Origin of the sequence: Maribrevibacterium harenarium (genome assembly GCF_006385675.1) — a bacterium.
GTDB classification, from domain to species: domain Bacteria; phylum Pseudomonadota; class Gammaproteobacteria; order Pseudomonadales; family Marinomonadaceae; genus Marinomonas; species Marinomonas harenarium.
The window spans coordinates 16974-35587 of the sequence record NZ_VFRR01000022.1; the positions used below are offsets into that span (position 1 = coordinate 16974).

Genomic DNA, 18614 nt, shown 5'->3' on the forward strand with positions numbered 1-18614 from the left:
ATATAAACAGGATATCTAATGAGTTTACGCATTGCCTTTATTGGCGTCGGTAACATGGCTTCTGCAATCATTGGCGGTTTAATTGCTAGTGGTTACGATGCGGGCAAGATTTGTGGTACGTCTTTGGATGTCACTACCCACAAAGCATTGGAAGACAAGTTCGGTATGCGGATGTATGCGGACAACAGTTCTGCTGTTGCCAATGCCGATGTGGTGTTCTTAAGTGTAAAACCACAGCAAATGGGTGCTGTTATTGCAGACTTTGTCGAAAACGTGCGAGAAGATCAGCTCTTTATCTCCGTAGCGGCAGGTATTGAAGTCGGTTCATTGGAGAAATGGTTGCAGAAGCCAGTTTCTGTGGTGCGTTGCATGCCTAATACGCCCGCATTGGTTGGCTGCGGCATGACGGGCTTGATTGCCAATGACAACACTACTGCTGAACAACGACAGTGGGTGTCGAACGTATTTGACTCTTTTGGTGCCCATGTTTGGGTCTCTGAGGAACAACAGATGCATACGGTTACGGCGTTGTCCGGCAGTGCGCCAGCTTACTTTTTTCGGTTTATAGAAGCGATGATAGAAGCCGGTAAGGCGCAAGGGTTAGACGCAGAATCCTGTCGCAAACTCGCCACCTACTCTATGTTAGGCGCTGCTAAAATGGCTACCGAGCTAGAGGAAGATATTGCGCAGCTGCGTATTAATATTACCTCGCCAAAAGGAACGACGGAGCAAGCCTTGATTGCCTTAGAAGAGAAGGGGATTGACGCTATGGTGCGTAGCGCCGTAGATGCTTGTGCCCGTCGCTCCCAAGAACTGGCGCAAGAGTTCGCCGCTAACTAATCACAAAGGACGAATCCAATGGGTATGATGGGTGATCCATTACTATTGATTGTTAAAACTTTGGGCAATCTGTACTTGTTTATCGTGTTATTGCGGCTGGTGCTGCAACTTACACGGGCAGATTTTTATAACCCAATCAGCCAAGCGGTAGTAAAGGCAACCAGCCCACTACTGATGCCAATCCGCAAGGTGATTCCGTCAATTGGACGCGTAGATACCGCGTCAGTGGTGCTGGCGCTGCTCGTTCAGGCGGTCATTATGCTGCTGATTTTCACCATCGCTGGTGTGATGGTATCGCCGCTGCATTATGTGATTTATGCTGTCGCTGGCGTCTTGTACCACCTGTTGGATTTGTACTTTTGGGCGCTATTAATTACCGTCATTCTGAGCTGGGTTGCGCCGACCACGAATCACCCAGGAGCCATGTTGGTGGCGCAAATTTGTGAACCCCTATATCGCCTTTGTCGCCGGTTTATACCGTCCTTGGGCGGCTTAGATCTATCACCGATCTTTCTGTTTTTAGCAATATCGGTGTTAAAACAGTTTTTAGCGCCATTTACTATTTAGGTGAGATTATACAGGGTATTGGTTTCGCTCATTTGAGGCGTGATCTATATTCCTATATTATGCGCTGCCTAATGCCAATCTAGGCGCTCCAGAATAAACTTAATATTGGACACCGAGCTATGAAGACAATTGCCGTCTATCCGGGTACCTTCGACCCGATCACGAACGGTCATACTGACCTCGTTGAGCGTGCAGCGAAGCTGTTTCCAAAGGTGATTGTGGCGGTTGCTGCAAGCCCCAAAAAACGTCCAGTATTATCCCATGCGGTTCGTATTCAATTAGCTAACGAAGTCTTGGGTCATTTGCCAAATGTGGAAGTGATGGGTTTTGATAACCTATTGACTGAATTTACCCGTTCGGTAAACGGGCAAGTGGTTGTACGTGGTTTGCGTGCCGTGTCAGATTTTGAATATGAATTTCAGTTGGCGAACATGAATCGGGTGATCGCGCCAGATGTTGAAAGTCTGTTCCTCACTCCGTCGGAAAAATACTCTTATATTTCGTCAACGCTCGTTCGAGAGATTGCTTCCTTAGATGGCGACTTTGGTTTGTTCGTTCATCCTGCTGTGGAGCGTGTGTTAAAAGACCATTATCGCGAAGCTAAAGCAGCTAAGCATTCATAAACTGTCGGAAGATGGCATTGCCATCATGTTTATTTAGGAGAGCAGTATGTCTCTAATGATTACTGACGAGTGCATCAACTGTGATGTATGTGAACCAGAGTGTCCTAACGAAGCGATCAGTCAAGGCGAAGAAATTTACGTGATTGATCCCAAAAAGTGTACTGAGTGCGTAGGCCATTATGATGAGCCTCAATGTCAGCAGGTTTGTCCAGTAGACTGTATTCCTCACGATCCAAACCATAAGGAAAGTGAAGAGCAGCTTATGGAAAAATACTTGGTGCTAACCGGCCAGTTATAAGTTCGTTATATCGCGCCATCCTCTCTGGCTGGCGCGACTCACTCTATTAATATCTTGTCTATCTTTTGCCCCATCAGAATAGCGCGCGAATCTCCTCTGGGGGAGGCAGTTGTTGCCCTGCGCCGATCAATATAATCAAAGCTCTCACTTCTACCAGTTCGAAGGTGTCGGGATGGGTAACAATGCGTCCTTCGGGATTTTCATAACCTAGCGCTGTACCAATACCCTTCTGTATCAGGGTGGTAACAATATCTGCCCATTTTATCCCAGATAGGCTGATATTTAGGCGTATTGTGTGGTCACCTTGGTAGCGAAATAGATCTTCCAAGATCTGCTCTGTTCCTGGGGCGGTGAGTGATCGAACCAGCATTTCTGGGTAAACGCGCACAGGTCGAATTACTGCCTTGGCTCCCATTTGGCGCAGACGCTCTCGGTTGCGATCGTCGACAGCTTCCGTCAGTATCATAGCATCGGTGCCGATTTGTTTGATGCGATAAAGAGCATCAAACACCAAGCTGTCGCTGTGTGCGTCTTGGCTATCGGGCGCTAATAATATGATGTATTTCGCTTTATCTACTCCGGCGGTTTCAAGCATACCGGGTGTGGTGGCGTCGCCAGTGTGGTGGACGACTCCTTGGGCGCGGATGTTTTCCGGCAGACCATCGGGAAAGCTTGGCGTGAGAATTTGAATCGGAACGTCTTTTAGCTCTGGGGTATTACAGACCTGGCTAATTAACAGCTCTAGATAACGCCCAGTATTGTTTGCTGGGGTATTAATAATGAGAAGATGATCTTGCATGTCACTCCACTCCGTTCGGCCTTTGATGCGCATATCACGACGCACCAAACGTAATTCCACATAGTCACTGGCAATTTGCGCCAATAAGGTGATACCTAGTCCGTAAATCAATACAATGGTGGCAAATTGTCCCCAAAACGTCCCTGCAGAAAGATCACCGTACCCTGTAGTCGATGCGGACGTCATGGTGAGCCAAAAAGCGGACCACCAATCCAAGTCTTCGAACCAAATCATGGCGCTACTGTGGGCTAGCACCACGGCAGCTAGCATCAAAAAGCGGCGTTGTAAGTCCTTCACCGCATGCAAGTGTACTCGTTTACGAAAAGTATGACGGGTACGTTTCTTGCGAAATAGGGCTCCTAAAACCATGGTGGATTCACTCTTCAACTTCCCTGATGGCGTAGCCAAGCTGGCGCCAAGATTCGTACACCATAACGGCGACAGTATTTGATAAATTGAGACTACGGGAGCCTGGCTGCATCGGTAAACGCAAACGCTGTGGAAGGGGTAGCGCTTCGATAAACGCATTAGGTAAGCCGCGGGTCTCGGGACCGAATACCAATACATCGTTGGCATTAAATTCGGCTTCGCTGTGAGTACGGCTACCTTTCGTAGTAAGAGCGTAGACAGTGCCAATGTCTGTGCTGGCGACGAAGGCTTCCCAACTAGCGTGGCGTTTTACCTTGGCAAATTCATGATAGTCCAATCCCGCCCGACGTAGCTTTTTATCTTCGAGATCGAAGCCAAGCGGTTCGATAAGGTGTAGCTGATAACCTGTATTGGCACACAAGCGAATGACATTGCCGGTATTGGGTGGAATTTCCGGTTGATATAAAACGATATGCAGCATGGTTCTGTGATCTCCAAATATGCCGTTATGATACCAGAGCACAGCGGATAACTAAGTTATTGTTAAAAAAATTAAAAAACAGTTGACGCTTAAAAGGGGTTGTTTATAATACGCCGCACTTGCCCGGATAGCTCAGTCGGTAGAGCAGAGGATTGAAAATCCTCGTGTCGGTGGTTCGATTCCGCCTCCGGGCACCATTAAGCCAGCACAAACGCTGGTTTTTTTGTACCCCAGTTTATTTCTTATTTGCCCGGATAGCTCAGTCGGTAGAGCAGAGGATTGAAAATCCTCGTGTCGGTGGTTCGATTCCGCCTCCGGGCACCATTTCTAGATATTCCAGACAGTTCACTTCGTTATTAGAGATAGCAACGCCCCTGAAATAAAACTATCCAGAGGCGCACCCTATTATGGGTTTTATTAATCTTCGGTTAACGATCTAACGCCTTTGCCGTGGCGCCGCCAGCAACTGAGTATTGCATCGAAACTTTGCGGGTTTTTTGGAACTCCTCTAGGCTCTGGCCTCGCATGCTGGCGTAGACTTCGGGGTTCGTCCAGCCGACCACAGGCGCCATTTTCTCTAATACAAAGAAGGTCACACCGTAATGAATCATCTCGATCCATTTGCGTTGCCGTACCATATCTTGCTCGGTCTGCGTTAGCTGATATTCCTGCATCAGGTTGTCGAGGTCATCGATGAAGCGCGCTCGGTGCTCAGGTACGATGACTTGATGTAAAAAGTGATTTAGACGGTAAGCTTTTTGGCTCTTTTCTAAGGTAAATGGATGAGTGCCTTCCAGATTTTGTGCCCCATCAAGTTCATAGTGAATATGTTGGCGGTAGCGGTCGATATCTTCGGGCGTGGCAGGGGCTCCAGTATCTTCGTAGATAACGGTTGCTATGTTCGTCATGGAAGGCGCGTAGGTAGAGCGATGCACACAGTTTACCTGGTCTGACAAAGCGCCCCTCATTATTAGCCACATAATGACTTCGGCACCTTCCATACCCCCAAGCTCGGCGTATTCTGCGAGGCGCATTTGGGTGAGCTTTTCGGGGTTTGATTCCAGCAAATCTAAAAACTCCTCATCCCACGCTTCATTCAAAAAGCCGCAACGTTCACCATGCACCTGATGTGACAAACCACCGGTTGCCACAATGGCAACATTTAAATCTTCAGGGAAGCTTTCTATCGCTTTGCGTAGTGATTTACCTAACTTGTAACAGCGTTTGGCATTGGGGATAGGAAGTTGCAGTACTCCGACTTGTAATGGCACAACTGTGCCTGACCATCCTAGGTTGGCATCATCGGCAATCATAGACAGTGGTGAGAAAAAGCCATGATCCAATGGCTTCTTCTGGAAAAAAGAAATATCAAACTCATCAGCGACCAGAGCGTGGCCGATATGTTGGGATAACGCCACATGGCCTTTGGCGGCGGGGTAGTCCCTAGCGCCGCCCCCTTCATCAGCGGTGACATATGCATCGTCGAACCCTAACGTGAACGGGGAGTAATGATCAAAAAAGAACGAGGTGATGTGATCATTGAAAATCATAAAAAGTGTATCGATCTTATTCGTCTTCACCCAATTCTGGATATGACTGAATCCCTCAAAAATAGGTGCCCAAGCAGGGTCATTGTGCTTGTTTGTGTCTTTTGCAAAAGCAATCGTCGGTGAGTGAGAGGCGCCGATGCCGCCGATGATTTTGGCCATGATATTCTCCAGTTTTTGTTGTGATTTTAAGCCTAGAGCCTTTTAAATATGGAAACAATTGTCTAAATTTGAATGATTCGTTTCCAATTTTTGACTTTAGGGGATGTGATGTGGAATCTAGATGATTTGCCGATTTTTCTTGCGGTGGTTGAACATAACGGCGTCACGGCTGCTGCGGTGGCGTTAGGGTTATCAAAATCAACGGTCAGTAAAGCATTGCAGCGCCTTGAAGATGCTATGTCATTGCGACTGATGGAGCGCAATTCGCGCAATATTCGTTTAACTACAGAAGGAGAAGTTTTCTATCGCCAAGGGCTTGCCATTATGGAGCAGGTGCAGGCAGCCAATCACTTGATGGGGGGCTTATCCTCTTCACCTGTAGGGCCGCTAACCGTTGCGTTACCGATCGCTTTCGCGCGGGAATATGTGGCGCCTCGATTGCCTCAATTTCATCAACGCTACCCTAAAGTGGACCTAGAGATCATCATGACGAGTCAATCGGTCGATATTATTCGCGATCAAATCGATCTAGCGGTCGTGGTTGGCGGGCTCGTGAACTCTGAGCTTATTGCTCGTACCCTTATCCAGAGTCAGCTCATTTGGGTTAGCTCCCCAAGTTATGTTGCTACTCATGAGTTTAAACCCACCACAGAATCGCTAAAAAGTCATATTCAGGTAATCGAAAGTCGCTACAGTGCCCGTCAGTTTCCTTTGCGTATTGAAGAAAAGAAACAAAGCATCGACTTGATCACCGGAGTGGTTCGTATCAATGATCCGATCGCGGTACGCGAAGCCGTGTTGAATGGCGCGGGAGTGGCTCCACTACCGCACCACTACTGCCAAAGGCTACTTAATAGTGGGGAGTTAGTGCAGGTGTATGATCAGATTGAGTGCGCTGCTAATGCAGCAACTTTGTCTGTGGTTTATCCAAGTCGTCGCTTTATGTCAAACAAGGCGCGTGCTTTCTTAGACTTTTTAATTGAAATAGCGGAAAGTATCCCAAGTAGATGTCTATACTAGCTTTTCTAGCAGTTGATACCGTTTTCGCTTTTGAGGCATTCACCACAGTCTGGTTTGCCTACAGGATATAAACACATGACAGGCGCGCTTAGAGTTGTTTCACTTACGGCGTTATCTTATCTAATTGCTGGCTTACTTGGTCAGTTATTCGCTATGCCACCTGGCTACGCCACTATTATTTGGCCTGCATCGGGTATTGCGCTCGGGGCTGCCATCGCATTTGGTCCAGTCGCTATCTATGGGGTGTTGATCGGTTCGTTTCTTACCAATGTGCTAATCAGCTATTTGAATTATGCACAATGGGTCGTCACGGTCCCCTTGTTGATCGCCTGTGGTAGCGCGCTGCAAACTTTAGTGAGTTATTGGCTAATCAAACGCGTAATTGGCCCTGCCGTGCAGTTTTTTCAATTACGTCATGTGGTGTGGTTTGTTGTTCTTGGCGGCCCTGTTGGGTGCTTGATTAGTGCCAGCTTTGGTACCTTAGTGTTACACCAATTCGGTTTGCTGCAATCCCATGATTGGCTATTAAACTGGATGAGCTGGTGGATCGGCGATACGGTTGGCGTGCTGGTAGTAGTGCCGTGGTTGGCGGTGTTATTTCCAAAACAGTTCGATGTGTACTTCGACCATCCCAAGCGTGTCGTTAGCGCACTGTTCTTTGTTGCTTTTGCTACCGTGATTTTATCTGCTCTAGTCGCCAAGTTTGAGCACAATAAACAGCAGCAAGCATTTCAAGATAACGCTCAGCTGATGTTTAACTCTATGAGTGAGCGGATCAAAAATTCGGTTGATATTTTGTATGGTGTCAAAGGACTAATTCGCGGTAGCAGTCAGGTGACCGTGGAGGATTTTTACGCCTATGCCGAAAGTGTCATGGTCCGTGACCGAGCCATACAAGCATTGTCACTAAACTATGTGGTGAGTGGTAACGAGCTGGAAAAGTTCCAAAAAGATATGACGGAGTTATACGGTGGTCGGGAGTTTGTCGCGGTAGAGCGTAATCTTGATGGCCAATTAAGTCCCGTCACGCCACGCGAGCGTCATATCCTAGTTGGGATGATTTATCCTTACGCTAACAATGAGCGAGCTATTGGTTACGATGTATATTCACAGCGGGATCGCCGCCACACGTTAAATGAAGCCATTCGCTTAAATGCAGCGACGCCAACACCGGTGATAGATCTAGTACAAGGAAATAAGGGGATCCTGTTATTTTTGCCGGTATATCGTGATGGAAAACTACTGGCAATGGCCACCGGCATGTTTGATATCGATGTCATGACCGCGAGTACCTTGTCCCAAGGGGTGAGTGAAAATACCCAGATTTATCTAGTGGATCGACGTACTGACAATGCCCCCTATATTCTCGCCGCTAGTCATAATGCCCACATGAGCATCGCTCAATTGCTTGAAGTGATTGAGAACGATGTATCTAAAGTGTCCTTATATCGGAAATTAATCCCAGTTGGCGCATCGTCCTGGGAGCTGGTACACATAGCGCCGAATTACTTTGTGGATCAACCATGGTCGACTCAATTCACAGTGGCTGGCGGGATGTTCTTATCCGGTCTGCTAGGTTGGGTATTCATTCTAGTATTTAGTCATACGGCACAAATCGAGCAGCAAGTGGTGGCGCGGACCAGAGCATTGTCATTTGCCAATCGCTCGCTAAGGGAATCAGAAGGACGGCTAAAAACTGCTATCGCTGAGGCAGAAGAGGCGAATATGGCGAAGAGTCGCTTCTTAGCCAATATGAGTCATGAAATTCGTACCCCCCTAAATGGCTTGTTAGGCAGCTTGCTATTGTTGCAAGAAAAATCATTATCCAGCGAACAACAAAGTTTAGTCGCGATGGCGCAACAAAGCGGTGATAGTTTGCTGGATCTGATTAACGATATTTTAGACCTTTCCAAAATCGAAGCGGGTGAGCTGCAACTGGAGCCGCATCACTTCCTTATACAAGATTTATTGGAAGATGTGGCCACCTTAATGCGTCCTAGAGCCCTAGATAAACGTATCGGCTTGGTGGCACCTAGCACCATGTTGCCGGAAGTGCAGGTGTGGGGTGACCGGCTGCGCATCCGCCAAATTCTGGTGAATTTGATTGGCAATGCCATCAAATTCACCTCGGAAGGACAGGTAAATGTTTCAACCGAATATGAAATGGTCACAAATGACGCCATACAGCTACGAGTTGTGATACAAGACACCGGTATCGGTATTAGTGAAGAAGCCCAGAAGCGTTTGTTCCAGCGTTTTAAGCAAGCCGACGGATCGACTACTCGACAATATGGTGGAACTGGTTTGGGGCTGGCAATCAGCAAAGAGCTAGCGGAGGCCATGGGTGGTTCAATCGGTTTTGAAAGTGAGCAAAATGTCGGCTCACGATTCTGGTTTGCCATTACGTTGGACTGTCAGCCTGCACCAAAATTACTGATCTCGGAAGAGGTGAATAAGCATGGTGCGATTTTGTTATCAGGGTTAGGGATGGATGAACCCTATGTTTGTGCGATTCTGAGAGGGTTATCTATTCCCAATCGAATCATGAATACGCTCGGGGATGCAATTGATGCCAATAATGAGCATCACACTCCGGTGCTTATTCTTGAAGCTGGTTATTTAACTGATAGCCAGCTGCAAGCATTATCGACTTACCGTGGCGGCATTGTGTTGGTGGTTGAGCGAGCAATAGATCTGAAAAGATTCAGTGGTTTTGCCTTCTCTGTTGTGTACCGGCCTGTACATCGACGTGCTTTGCTCGAGGCTCTAAACGATGCCTCCATGAGACGTTTTGGTGTAATTGAAGCAGCGGACGAAGTAGTCGAGCAGGAGTTGAAATTTATGGGGCGAGTGTTGTTGGTGGAAGACAATGCGACGAATCAATTAGTGGCAAAAGGCGTACTTAGCCTGTTGGGTGTGGAAGTGGATGTTGCTGCTAATGGCCAAGAGGCATTGGATAAGGTGCAACACAGTGCCTATGATCTAATCTTTATGGACTGTCAGATGCCCATCATGGATGGTTATGAAGCCACTAAACGCATCCGCCAACTATCGGCAGAAAGTCTCACGCCGGCAAATGTTCCTATCGTGGCGTTAAGCGCCAATGCCATGAAGGGGGATGATACAGCCTGTATCGCAGTCGGCATGAATGATCATGTGGCAAAACCTATTTCTAAACCACGTCTAGAGCAAGTGCTCAGAAAGTGGTTGTTCAACAGTAGCAATACCAAAAAATAACTTAAGCAAAAAGCAGGGATATGGGAGGGATAAATGAATAAGCATTTCGATCTGGTCGATTATCGAGAGCGCTTGGGAGCGAATGAAGAGCTCATGCTCCTGGTGGTTAATGAGTTTCGGCGGGAAATACAAGATTTTATGGGGCAGTTAGAACAGGCTGTTCAGTCTGGTGATCTGCCCAAAGTTGCTGCCCTGTCCCACCGTATTAAGGGGGCAAGCTCAGAAGTCTCTGCGATGAATATCCCAACTATTTGTAAATCTCTAGAGTTGGCCGCGAAAGCGGAAGAAACCGACCGCGTTGCTATTCTTCACCAAGATCTCGTAATGGCGATAGAAGCGTACCGACAGGAACTAGATCAAGTGCTACCGAATAACTAGGCGTTGTTACTTGTTTGACATAGAATGGCGATAAAGTGACCAAGATCATTCGTCTACGTCGGGTAACTTGCAAGGAGATAAGGAAGTGAAATATTTGCTGCGGTCGGTATTTGTTGCCGGTTTAGTTTTGTCTTCAACCGCCAGTCTTGCTGGATCCTTGTTTTTTACTTCTAACACACCTGATATTTTTGCCTCAGACTCCTATTCATTAGAGCGTCTGGCGGGGTATGTAAAAGCTCAAAAACAGCACAAACAAGCTTTCTTTCTTCACGGCGGGGACAGTTTATTTCCTAACCCTCTATCTGTTTATGATAATGGCTCGCACATGGTCTCTATCATGAATGGGATGGGCGTCGACGCCATGACCGTCAACCGTCGTGAATTTACCCGCGGTATGGACCAAATCTCACTACGCACTAGCGAGAGTTTGTTCCCAATGGTGTTATCTAATCTGAAAGATATACGTACCGGTCGTCCAATTGATGGGGTGATGACAGATTATATTGCTCCAGTTGGACAAATGCGCATCGGTATACTCAGTTATATTGCCGATACGGTAAATAGCACCTACCTTATGGGCGAAGCAGAAGTGGATATGTCCATTGAGGGGCTCTCGCCTCGTATCGCGGCATTGCGTCAAAGAGGTGCCGATTATGTCGTGCTCGTGACCGAGCCGGACTTTATCAAAATGGTGCCGGACTCGATTTTTGCCGGCCTAGATGTACTAATTACCACTAAAGAGACTAGTGACTCGGTTACCGAAGGCCGCCCGTTACGGATTGTCAGTGGCGGTATGGATGACGAATTGATTGAGATCGAATTCACTCGCCAAGGCGTTTCTGCGGTTGTGCATCACTATTTGGATGCAGCGCCAGATCCTGAAGTAAGCGCAATGATTGCTCGTTATACGGGACAACTGAGTATCGTGCTTGATCAACCGTTAGCTACATTAGCAGTGGGTATGGATTCTTTACGCTCTAACATTCGCACTGGGGAATCTGCCTGGGGGAATGTGGTAGTAGATGCGCTACGCCACTTTACCAAAGCCGATATTGCCGCAGTAAACAGTGGCAGCATTAGAGGCTATCGTACTTATCCGGGTGGCTATCAAATGACCCGCCGGGATGTACAGGCGGAGTTACCATTTGGCGGCGCTGTGTATACTGTCAAAATGACGCCCTCAGAAATCAATAACATGTTGGAAAACTCGCTTTCGCGTATTGAAGAAAGTGATGGTCGTTACCTGCAGGTTGCGGGCTTACGTGTTACTTATGATACTAGGTTGCCGGTAGGACAACGTTTAGTGAACGTGACCGATGAACAAGGAGCGCCACTAACAGGGTTTCAGTATAAAGTCGCAATCACTGACTATATGCTCCGGGGCGGCGATGAATATAAATTTAATCAGCGTCAAGTCATCCCAGATCTGACCGCAGAGAACCGCTATTTGTGGAATATCGTGTCGGAATTTTTGATGCAGAGTGCACAGCTGACTCCGACGTTAAAAGGTCGATTAGTGGATCTTTCAAAGGAATGAGTTAGGTAGCAGGATGTCACACACAAAAAAGATAGCGGCGTGTTTTTATAGTCTTGGTTGGCGCGCTTCATTGGCTCTATCGTTGATGGTCGCCTTGCTAATTGGTTCCGGTTGGTATTCCTATGCGCAAATTAACGCATTGACCCAAGCCACTGAGAAGCATGCAAGCGAACATCTCCCTAGCCTCGAATTGCTCAACGCTACACAGCTCAGTATCACCCGTCTTGCCAATCTATCTGGCAATATAGCCAATAGTAGTGCCCCGGCAGAAGTTAGGGTATTACTGGCCGAAGTTCGTAGTGAAATTATCAATATTCGTCGCTATTTAAATACGTTAGAAAAAAATCCGGAGATAGAAGCTTTAAATAAGGTTGTGGATCTGTTGGAGCCAAATATTGAGCAAATCGGCGTATACAAAGCAACATTGGCCCAGCTACAGCATGACTATGACAAGCAGTATCTCAGTGTCGTTGACGCCGTAATACAATATTTAATGAGCGCCGACGCCGATAATAAGCTTGTGGCGGTGAATCTTGTGCGCCAATTGGCGGCTTTGAACGAGGCTGAGCGCCAATTCGAAGTGGCTCAGGTGCGCCGCGAAATTCAGGCCAGTATTCAGGAATTGAAACTTCAGCAATCTGACTTGTATGACGCTACCCACGCAGCGATATTGGCGGACGGCGGTTTATTTGAAAATCGCCATAACTTCGACCAACTTCAGGCGGATATCATGCGCTTGGATACACAGAACCGGATCTTGCTAGGCAACGTGGTGGATTACGGTAAGCGAGTGTATAGCTCAATGGAGCAGTCTGTTATGGCCCAAGCGACCTCTTTACGGGAAAATTCTGAGTCGGTGAGTCAGTCGTTCTTTTGGGTTGCAAGCATTCAAGTGTTACTAGGAATCTTGCTCTTTGTGTATTTCCGCTATCGAGTATTCGCTCGCCTCTCCGCATTGAGGCATTTAGTTTCCGAGGACGGCATGATTGATGCTGATGAATTGGGATATTTTGACAAACGCAATGAAATTGGACAACTCGTTCATCAGCTCGACAGCTATCTGAAAACCATACGCAGTCAACAGCAACAAATTGCCAATGTGAGTGTGCAGCTGGAAAATATTATTCGCCAATCACAAATGCGAGTTGCTGTTTTAGCTGAAGATAACGTGTTGTTTTGCAGTGAATCTCTCGCGGCAGTATTCCCTGAACATCCGCTCAACACTATCTATGATTTCCCCGAGAAAGTTGTCGCGGCGCTACAAGATCCACCGACTTCAACTGAGCCAGAACTGATTTTGTCGGCCTTCTATGATGCTCACCATCAGCGTTGGTATGACGTGAGTTGTTCTCAGGTGATGTGGTCTGATCAAGCCGCCTCCTTAATTTCTTTTGCTGATGTGACGGAGCGAGTCCGGGTTACGACCGAATTCAAACGCACCTTATCAGCAGTGGAGAACGAAGCATTTCTGGATCCATTAACAGGGTTATATAACCGAAAAATGCTGGATAAGCGTGAGCGTCAGGTAAACAGCAAAAAAATCGCTCAAAATGGCTTCGCTGTACTCTTGTTCGATGTGGACTTTTTTAAAGACTATAATGACCACTATGGTCACTTGCGTGGCGATGAGGCACTAAAAATGGTGGCCGAGGTCTTGCGTCGAAATTGCCCAGAGCACGCTGATGCGATTCGCTATGGTGGGGAAGAGTTCGTATTGTTAATCAACAGCCGAGATCGAGCCACCCTGACTGAGTTAGCCAATTTAGTATTGGACGAAGTCTTTGCCCTAGAGCAGCAGCATCCTACTTCTGCCTATGGATATCTCAGTTTGAGCTGTGGTATCGCTATCAGCGAGCCTGGAGTCGAGAGTTTGCTGGCTTGTTTTGATCGAGCGGATCAGTGTTTATATCAAGCCAAAAACAACGGTCGCAATTGTGTGGTGGTCGCGTAAAATAGATCTCTTGACCACGCCACAGGGGAGTGACCATGCAAGTTTCACGCGCTTTATGCATTCCAGATCCAGTACGCTTGCAGCGTTATCGCCATTTGCCGGAGCTTGGCCCGTCCATTCTATTTTTTAGTGGTGGCTCAGCACTGAATAAGTTGAGCCGAGAACTCAAACGTTATACTCACAACTCTATTCATCTGGTTACTCCGTTTGATTCCGGTGGCAGTTCGGCCCACTTGCGTAGGGCATTTGCCATGCCAGCGGTGGGAGATTTGCGTAGTCGAATCATGGCTCTGGCTGATGAAACTGTGCTCGGGCAGCCCGATGTTTATCACCTGTTCAGCCACCGTTTAGCTAAACACCAATCACAAACTGCTTTGAAGGCTGAATTAGAACGCCTAGTAAATGGCGAACATACCTTGATCAAGCCGGTCTCGAATCCGCTGAAATCACTCATTCAAACGCAATTACGAGTTGTGCAGCAGAGACTCCCAGAGGAGTTTGATTTGCGTGGAGCAAGTGTCGGCAACCTGATTATTGCAGGTGGCTACCTGAACAATGAGTGGCAGCTTGATCCCATCGTCTTTTTATTTTCTCGATTGGTAAAAACCTTGGGGCAGGTAGTCACTATTGTGGATGCTGATGCCCACCTAGGGGTGCGTTTGCAGGACGGCACTATGGTGCTAGGGCAGCATTTATTAACTGGGAAAGAAGTTGCGCCGCTTGCTTCTCCTATCACCAGCATTTGGTTGAATGACGGAGAGCAGAGCCATAAAGAAGTGTCTCTATCCTTGTCGGAAGATCGAGGGGCACTGATACGCGAGGCGGATATTATTTGTTACCCACCCGGCAGTTTCTTTTCCAGTATCTGTGCCAATCTTTTAGTTGCTGGGGTGAGTGAGGCAATTGGTCAGAATCCTAACCCCAAAATTTATCTACCCAATTTGGGGACCGACCCGGAACAATTAGGCTGGAGTCTCATGGATCGAATCGTATTTCTAATTCGTCTTGTATCCGGTCGGGAACCCGAGTTCAATGTTACTCACCCCGTATTAACTTGGCTGCTTTTGGACTGTGATTACGATTATGGCGAAGTAAATGAAGTATCGCTGGATAAATTAGGTATCACGGTAGTGAGAGCGCCACTGAAACGCAATGAACATCAATATGACGAGGTATTAGTGGCCGAAGCGCTACTATCTTTTGCATAATAAGGTTACTATTTGTGCACTATTGTTAACTTAATTGTCTGAATGGTAGCGTCACGTCTTAATCGTTGATGTGCCTGAGCCGGACTGAGCACGGCAGAATATGAGTAAAAGAGTTCTAATATGTGATGATTCGGGTATCGCCCGCAAACAGTTGGCGCGTACCTTGCCCAAAAGCTGGGATGCCCACGTTGACTATGCTACTAATGGTCAGGAAGCCGTAGATTTCATTGCAGCCAATGGCGTGGATCTACTTTTCCTAGACCTCAATATGCCAGTCTTAGATGGCTATCAGACACTTGAAGCGCTCAAGAGTATGGCAAATGCTCCCCAGGTGATAGTGGTATCTGGGGATATTCAGCCGCAGGCTCTAGAGCGCGTCCGCCTATTGGGAGCCATTGATTTCCTGAAAAAGCCGGTGGACAGTGGGGTGCTACAGCAAGCCCTAGAACGACATCATCTACTCGGTATCCAGGACGATTCCTTAGAAAAACTCATTGTTGCTCAGCCTGTTGAAGGTATAGAGAAGTTCACTCTTTCACAGGTTCTGCAAGAGGTGTCAAACATCTCCATGGGCCGTGCTGCCAGCGTCTTGGCGGATATGCTCAATGTCTTTATCAAGTTGCCGGTGCCCAAGGTAAATATCCTTGAAGTCAGCGAACTACAAATGGCGCTTTCATATAGTGGTGTTGGTAGCAGTCGCTGCTCTGCAGTATCCCAAGGTTATGTGGGGGCGGGTATTGCCTTTGAAGCGCTGCTGGTTTTCTCTGACTCTAGCTTTCCTGACATGGCGAAGCTATTGAATGTTACCGACAAGATAGATCGTGACCTCGAAACCGAATTATTGATGGATGTATCGTCTGTCTTGGTTGGTCCCTATATGGCAGCCTTGGGCGAACAGCTAAATGTAGATTTCAGTCATAGCCACCCAGTTTTACTAGGGCAGCATGTACAGATCAGTGATTTAATCAATGTGAAGCGTGCTCAATGGAAGCGTACGTTGGCAGTAGAAATTGCCTACGAGGTGGAGAATTATAAGATCAGTTGTGACCTGATGTTGCTGTTTACCGAAGATTCGCTGCCAGTCCTTGAAAAACTACTGTCCTACTTGGTAGAGGAAGATTAAGAATGAGCCAGCAACAAGATGATTTAACAGCACTTCACTGGCTATTCGATATGCTACAACATATTGATGTTGGCTTGGTGGTGATTAACAAACGCTATGAAATTGAACTTTGGAATGGTTTTATGGAAAACCATTCAGGGGTTAGTTCCACCGCTGCCCGAAATAAATCCTTATTCAGCGTATTTCCGGATCTGAATGAAGAGTGGTTAAAACAGAAGTTTGATAATGTGCTGGCGCTGCGTACGCCGATTTATATTTCCTGGGAGCAGCGTCCCTATCTGTTTCCATTTAAGTCCTATCGTTCCATCACAGGCATCGCTGACAAGATGTTTCAGAATGTGGTGATTCGTCCAATTAAAAATGCCAACGGCACCGTGACCCATTTATGTGTCGTTGTTTACGATGTGACAGATGTGGCAACTAATAAAGCCGCTTTATCTGCAGCAAACCGCAAACTAGATCAGCTGAGTAAAATCGATGGCCTAACCGAGCTGAGTAACCGAGCCACCTTGGATAGAGCATTGGATGTGGTCTATGATGCTTATAAGCTGCATGGTGGTGGCCCACACAGTTTGGTAATGGCCGACATTGACCATTTCAAAAAAGTGAACGACAGCTATGGTCACCAAGTCGGTGATGAGGTATTGCAGCAGTTTGCCAAAATTTTGAGTTCAGCCTCTCGACGTGGCGATTTTGTTGGCCGCTTTGGTGGAGAAGAGTTTGGTATTTTGCTTCCGAATACAGACAAAAATGGCGCTCAGGTATACTGCGAAAAGGTTCGTACCCAACTTGAGGGTATGAAAATCGCCACTAGCCAAGGTGATATTAGCATCACGGTGAGTCTCGGAGTGTGTGAGTTAAATGATAAGGCGATGGGAGTGAAAGGATGGCTAGCTGCGGCGGATAAAGCCCTTTATGCCGCCAAGCAACAAGGCCGAAATCGTACTGTGGTAGCGGACTAAAAAGTCACAGCAAATAACCAAGAGGGGCGCAACGGGCGCCCCTCTTTTGTTATCAGCGACCTGCGATATGTTTTTCTATAGCAGTAATCATTCGAGACGCGATATCTTCATTGGTAGCGGTTTCTATACCTTGTAAGCCCGGTGAAGAGTTCACTTCAAGTACCAGCGGCCCCTTATTGGAACGAATAAGATCCACCCCGGCCACCTTCAAATTCATGGCCTTGGCCGCTTTGACGGCGATGCGTTTTTCTTCTGGCGTAATCTTGATCAGCTCGGCACGTCCACCTTGGTGAATATTCGCGCGGAATTCACCAGGAGCTGCAGTACGCTGAATCGAAGCCACCACGCGACCGTCGATAACAAAGCAACGTAAGTCTTTACCGCTGGCCTCTTTAACAAACTCTTGTACCAAAATATTGGCATTAAGGCTCTTGAAAGCATTAATTACCGACTCGGCCGCCTTTTTGGTTTCTGCCAATACCACGCCTTTGCCTTGGGTGCCTTCCAACAACTTAATAATCAATGGCGCTCCACCCACCATATTGATCAAGTCATTCGTGTCTAGGGGTGAATTAGCGAAGCCCGTCGTTGGAACATGTAGGTCATGCTCTAGCAACAACTGCAACGAACGCAGCTTATCGCGAGACTGGGCGATAGCATTAGAGTTGTTGAGGCAGTATATGCCCAGAGACTCGAACTGACGTAGCAGTGTGCAAGCGTAGAAAGTCATATTTGGACGAATACGCGGAATGACGGCATCAAGGTCATTGAGGACACGACCACCGCGATAATGAATCTCCGGGCGTGTGCCATCTAGTTTCATGTAGCAGTGTTTGACGTTAAGGAACTGGATTTCATGGCCTCTGGATTCGGCAGCCTCCATGATTCGACGATTGCTGTACAACTCAGGGTTGCTGGCTAACAGGCCGATTCTTAGACCGCTTTCCTTAATTTCTGGAGCTTTATACAAATCTGCTAGGGTGTCACGGGGGCGATCACCTAGGATGCAGTGAATTTGCGGGTCAACGATAACGCGACCATTCATGGCCTCGCGGCCGAGTAGCATACGAAAGCCCATGCTATCTCGGTCGGTTAAGGTAACTTCAATGTCCCAGCTCTGTTCACCGACTAAAATTGGCACGCAGATCACATAGCGTTTCTCCCGATCACCGGATGAACTCTTGATAATGCGCTGGTCAACCACTTCCGCTTCACAGTGTACAAATACTTTGCGGTTGTCTTGCAGTGGGTGTACCTCAAAATTTACCCAAAGCTGCCCCTTGCGTGTAAACGTCTGGATATTGACCGCATGTAGGGAGGAGGTCTTCGCTCCGGAGTCCACACGGGCCTTGATAGCTGGAATATTTAAGGATGGAAACGCACACCACTCAGCGTTACCGATGATCATTTTTTGCTCGAAATTCGTCATAGTGCAAACTCAATAGACGACATACCTTCATACGTTATCCGTATTTGCCAAGAGTTGTGCTCTTAGTTGAAGGTCTTTGTCGT

16 protein-coding genes, 2 tRNA genes and 1 pseudogene are annotated in these 18614 nt (G+C 47.3%); 14 read left to right on the top strand and 5 right to left on the bottom strand.

What is annotated here, in order from left to right; translation table 11 throughout:
- The first annotated feature begins 18 nt into the window (after positions 1-18).
- The 4 genes from proC (at position 19) to FJM67_RS11295 (ending at position 2328) form a co-directional block, all read left to right on the top strand.
- Positions 19-840, top strand: a complete 822-nt coding sequence (proC, locus tag FJM67_RS11280) for a pyrroline-5-carboxylate reductase (protein WP_140589357.1) — start codon at positions 19-21, stop codon at positions 838-840.
- An 18-nt stretch (positions 841-858) separates the two neighbouring features.
- Positions 859-1407 (top strand): YggT family protein, encoded by a 549-nt coding sequence (locus tag FJM67_RS11285; protein ID WP_235890040.1) that lies wholly within the window; start codon positions 859-861, stop codon positions 1405-1407.
- Between the two features lie 119 nt (positions 1408-1526).
- On the top strand, positions 1527-2030 hold the full coding sequence (gene coaD, locus FJM67_RS11290) for a pantetheine-phosphate adenylyltransferase (protein ID WP_140589359.1): 504 nt from the start codon (positions 1527-1529) through the stop codon (positions 2028-2030).
- Positions 2031-2076: 46 nt separating this feature from the next.
- Positions 2077-2328, top strand: a complete 252-nt coding sequence (locus FJM67_RS11295; RefSeq protein ID WP_140589361.1) for a YfhL family 4Fe-4S dicluster ferredoxin — start codon at positions 2077-2079, stop codon at positions 2326-2328.
- 73 nt (positions 2329-2401) lie between these two features.
- Here FJM67_RS11295 and FJM67_RS11300 read toward each other — a convergent pair whose 3' ends face one another.
- Both FJM67_RS11300 and trmL read right to left on the bottom strand, forming a co-directional pair.
- Positions 2402-3535, bottom strand: coding sequence for a potassium channel family protein (locus FJM67_RS11300; RefSeq protein WP_235890041.1), 1134 nt, complete (start codon positions 3533-3535; stop codon positions 2402-2404).
- Complete coding sequence (gene trmL / locus FJM67_RS11305; protein ID WP_140589363.1) at positions 3504-3977, bottom strand: tRNA (uridine(34)/cytosine(34)/5-carboxymethylaminomethyluridine(34)-2'-O)-methyltransferase TrmL; 474 nt, start codon at positions 3975-3977, stop codon at positions 3504-3506. The genes FJM67_RS11300 and trmL overlap by 32 nt, the downstream gene beginning before the upstream one ends.
- Positions 3978-4098: 121 nt before the next feature.
- Here trmL and FJM67_RS11310 point away from each other — a divergent pair.
- A tRNA-Phe gene (locus FJM67_RS11310) sits at positions 4099-4174 on the top strand.
- A 51-nt stretch (positions 4175-4225) separates the two neighbouring features.
- Positions 4226-4301 (top strand) — tRNA-Phe (locus FJM67_RS11315).
- 104 nt (positions 4302-4405) lie between these two features.
- On the opposite strand, the gene FJM67_RS11320 is transcribed toward FJM67_RS11315, so the two are convergent.
- Complete coding sequence (locus FJM67_RS11320) at positions 4406-5686, bottom strand: gallate dioxygenase (RefSeq protein ID WP_140589364.1); 1281 nt, start codon at positions 5684-5686, stop codon at positions 4406-4408.
- 108 nt (positions 5687-5794) lie between these two features.
- On the opposite strand from FJM67_RS11320, the gene FJM67_RS11325 reads away from it, so the two are divergent.
- The 8 genes from FJM67_RS11325 to FJM67_RS11360 all read left to right on the top strand — a co-directional run bounded on the left by FJM67_RS11325 (position 5795) and on the right by FJM67_RS11360 (position 17102).
- Positions 5795-6706, top strand: a complete 912-nt coding sequence (locus tag FJM67_RS11325; protein WP_181161483.1) for a LysR family transcriptional regulator — start codon at positions 5795-5797, stop codon at positions 6704-6706.
- 75 nt (positions 6707-6781) lie between these two features.
- Entirely contained in the window at positions 6782-9943 is a 3162-nt protein-coding gene (locus tag FJM67_RS11330; protein ID WP_140589368.1) for an ATP-binding protein, read from the top strand.
- 33 nt (positions 9944-9976) lie between these two features.
- Positions 9977-10321, top strand: coding sequence for an Hpt domain-containing protein (locus FJM67_RS11335; protein WP_140589370.1), 345 nt, complete (start codon positions 9977-9979; stop codon positions 10319-10321).
- A gap of 85 nt (positions 10322-10406) precedes the next feature.
- Positions 10407-11858 (top strand): bifunctional metallophosphatase/5'-nucleotidase, encoded by a 1452-nt coding sequence (locus tag FJM67_RS11340; protein WP_140589372.1) that lies wholly within the window; start codon positions 10407-10409, stop codon positions 11856-11858.
- A gap of 13 nt (positions 11859-11871) precedes the next feature.
- Positions 11872-13809 (top strand): sensor domain-containing diguanylate cyclase, encoded by a 1938-nt coding sequence (locus FJM67_RS11345; RefSeq protein WP_140589374.1) that lies wholly within the window; start codon positions 11872-11874, stop codon positions 13807-13809.
- Positions 13810-13844: 35 nt separating this feature from the next.
- The gene (locus tag FJM67_RS11350; protein WP_140589376.1) at positions 13845-15017 is read left to right on the top strand and encodes a GAK system CofD-like protein; all 1173 of its coding nucleotides are present in this window, start codon (positions 13845-13847) and stop codon (positions 15015-15017) included.
- 100 nt (positions 15018-15117) lie between these two features.
- Complete coding sequence (locus tag FJM67_RS11355) at positions 15118-16140, top strand: response regulator (RefSeq protein WP_140589378.1); 1023 nt, start codon at positions 15118-15120, stop codon at positions 16138-16140.
- 2 nt (positions 16141-16142) lie between these two features.
- On the top strand, positions 16143-17102 hold the full coding sequence (locus FJM67_RS11360; protein WP_140589380.1) for a sensor domain-containing diguanylate cyclase: 960 nt from the start codon (positions 16143-16145) through the stop codon (positions 17100-17102).
- 52 nt (positions 17103-17154) lie between these two features.
- Here the strand turns inward: FJM67_RS11360 and rimK are convergent, their stop codons facing one another.
- Together rimK and FJM67_RS17755 are read right to left on the bottom strand one after the other, a co-directional pair.
- The gene (gene rimK / locus FJM67_RS11365) at positions 17155-18054 is read right to left on the bottom strand and encodes a 30S ribosomal protein S6--L-glutamate ligase (protein ID WP_268888267.1); all 900 of its coding nucleotides are present in this window, start codon (positions 18052-18054) and stop codon (positions 17155-17157) included.
- A 66-nt stretch (positions 18055-18120) separates the two neighbouring features.
- Positions 18121-18531 (bottom strand): annotated as a pseudogene (locus FJM67_RS17755) (ATP-dependent zinc protease family protein); the annotation flags it as partial.
- Between the last annotated feature and the right edge of the window lie 83 nt (positions 18532-18614).

Bases quoted from the DNA above. Each gene is read 5' to 3' on its own strand.
- proC (WP_140589357.1), top strand. From the start codon at position 19: ATGAGTTTACGCATTGCCTTTATTGGCGTCGGTAACATGGCTTCTGCA.
- FJM67_RS11285 (WP_235890040.1), top strand. From the start codon at position 859: ATGGGTATGATGGGTGATCCATTACTATTGATTGTTAAAACTTTGGGC.
- coaD (WP_140589359.1), top strand. From the start codon at position 1,527: ATGAAGACAATTGCCGTCTATCCGGGTACCTTCGACCCGATCACGAAC.
- FJM67_RS11295 (WP_140589361.1), top strand. From the start codon at position 2,077: ATGTCTCTAATGATTACTGACGAGTGCATCAACTGTGATGTATGTGAA.
- trmL (WP_140589363.1), bottom strand. From the start codon at position 3,977: ATGCTGCATATCGTTTTATATCAACCGGAAATTCCACCCAATACCGGC.
- FJM67_RS11320 (WP_140589364.1), bottom strand. From the start codon at position 5,686: ATGGCCAAAATCATCGGCGGCATCGGCGCCTCTCACTCACCGACGATT.
- FJM67_RS11325 (WP_181161483.1), top strand. From the start codon at position 5,795: ATGTGGAATCTAGATGATTTGCCGATTTTTCTTGCGGTGGTTGAACAT.
- FJM67_RS11330 (WP_140589368.1), top strand. From the start codon at position 6,782: ATGACAGGCGCGCTTAGAGTTGTTTCACTTACGGCGTTATCTTATCTA.
- FJM67_RS11335 (WP_140589370.1), top strand. From the start codon at position 9,977: ATGAATAAGCATTTCGATCTGGTCGATTATCGAGAGCGCTTGGGAGCG.
- FJM67_RS11345 (WP_140589374.1), top strand. From the start codon at position 11,872: ATGTCACACACAAAAAAGATAGCGGCGTGTTTTTATAGTCTTGGTTGG.
- FJM67_RS11350 (WP_140589376.1), top strand. From the start codon at position 13,845: ATGCAAGTTTCACGCGCTTTATGCATTCCAGATCCAGTACGCTTGCAG.
- FJM67_RS11355 (WP_140589378.1), top strand. From the start codon at position 15,118: ATGAGTAAAAGAGTTCTAATATGTGATGATTCGGGTATCGCCCGCAAA.
- FJM67_RS11360 (WP_140589380.1), top strand. From the start codon at position 16,143: ATGAGCCAGCAACAAGATGATTTAACAGCACTTCACTGGCTATTCGAT.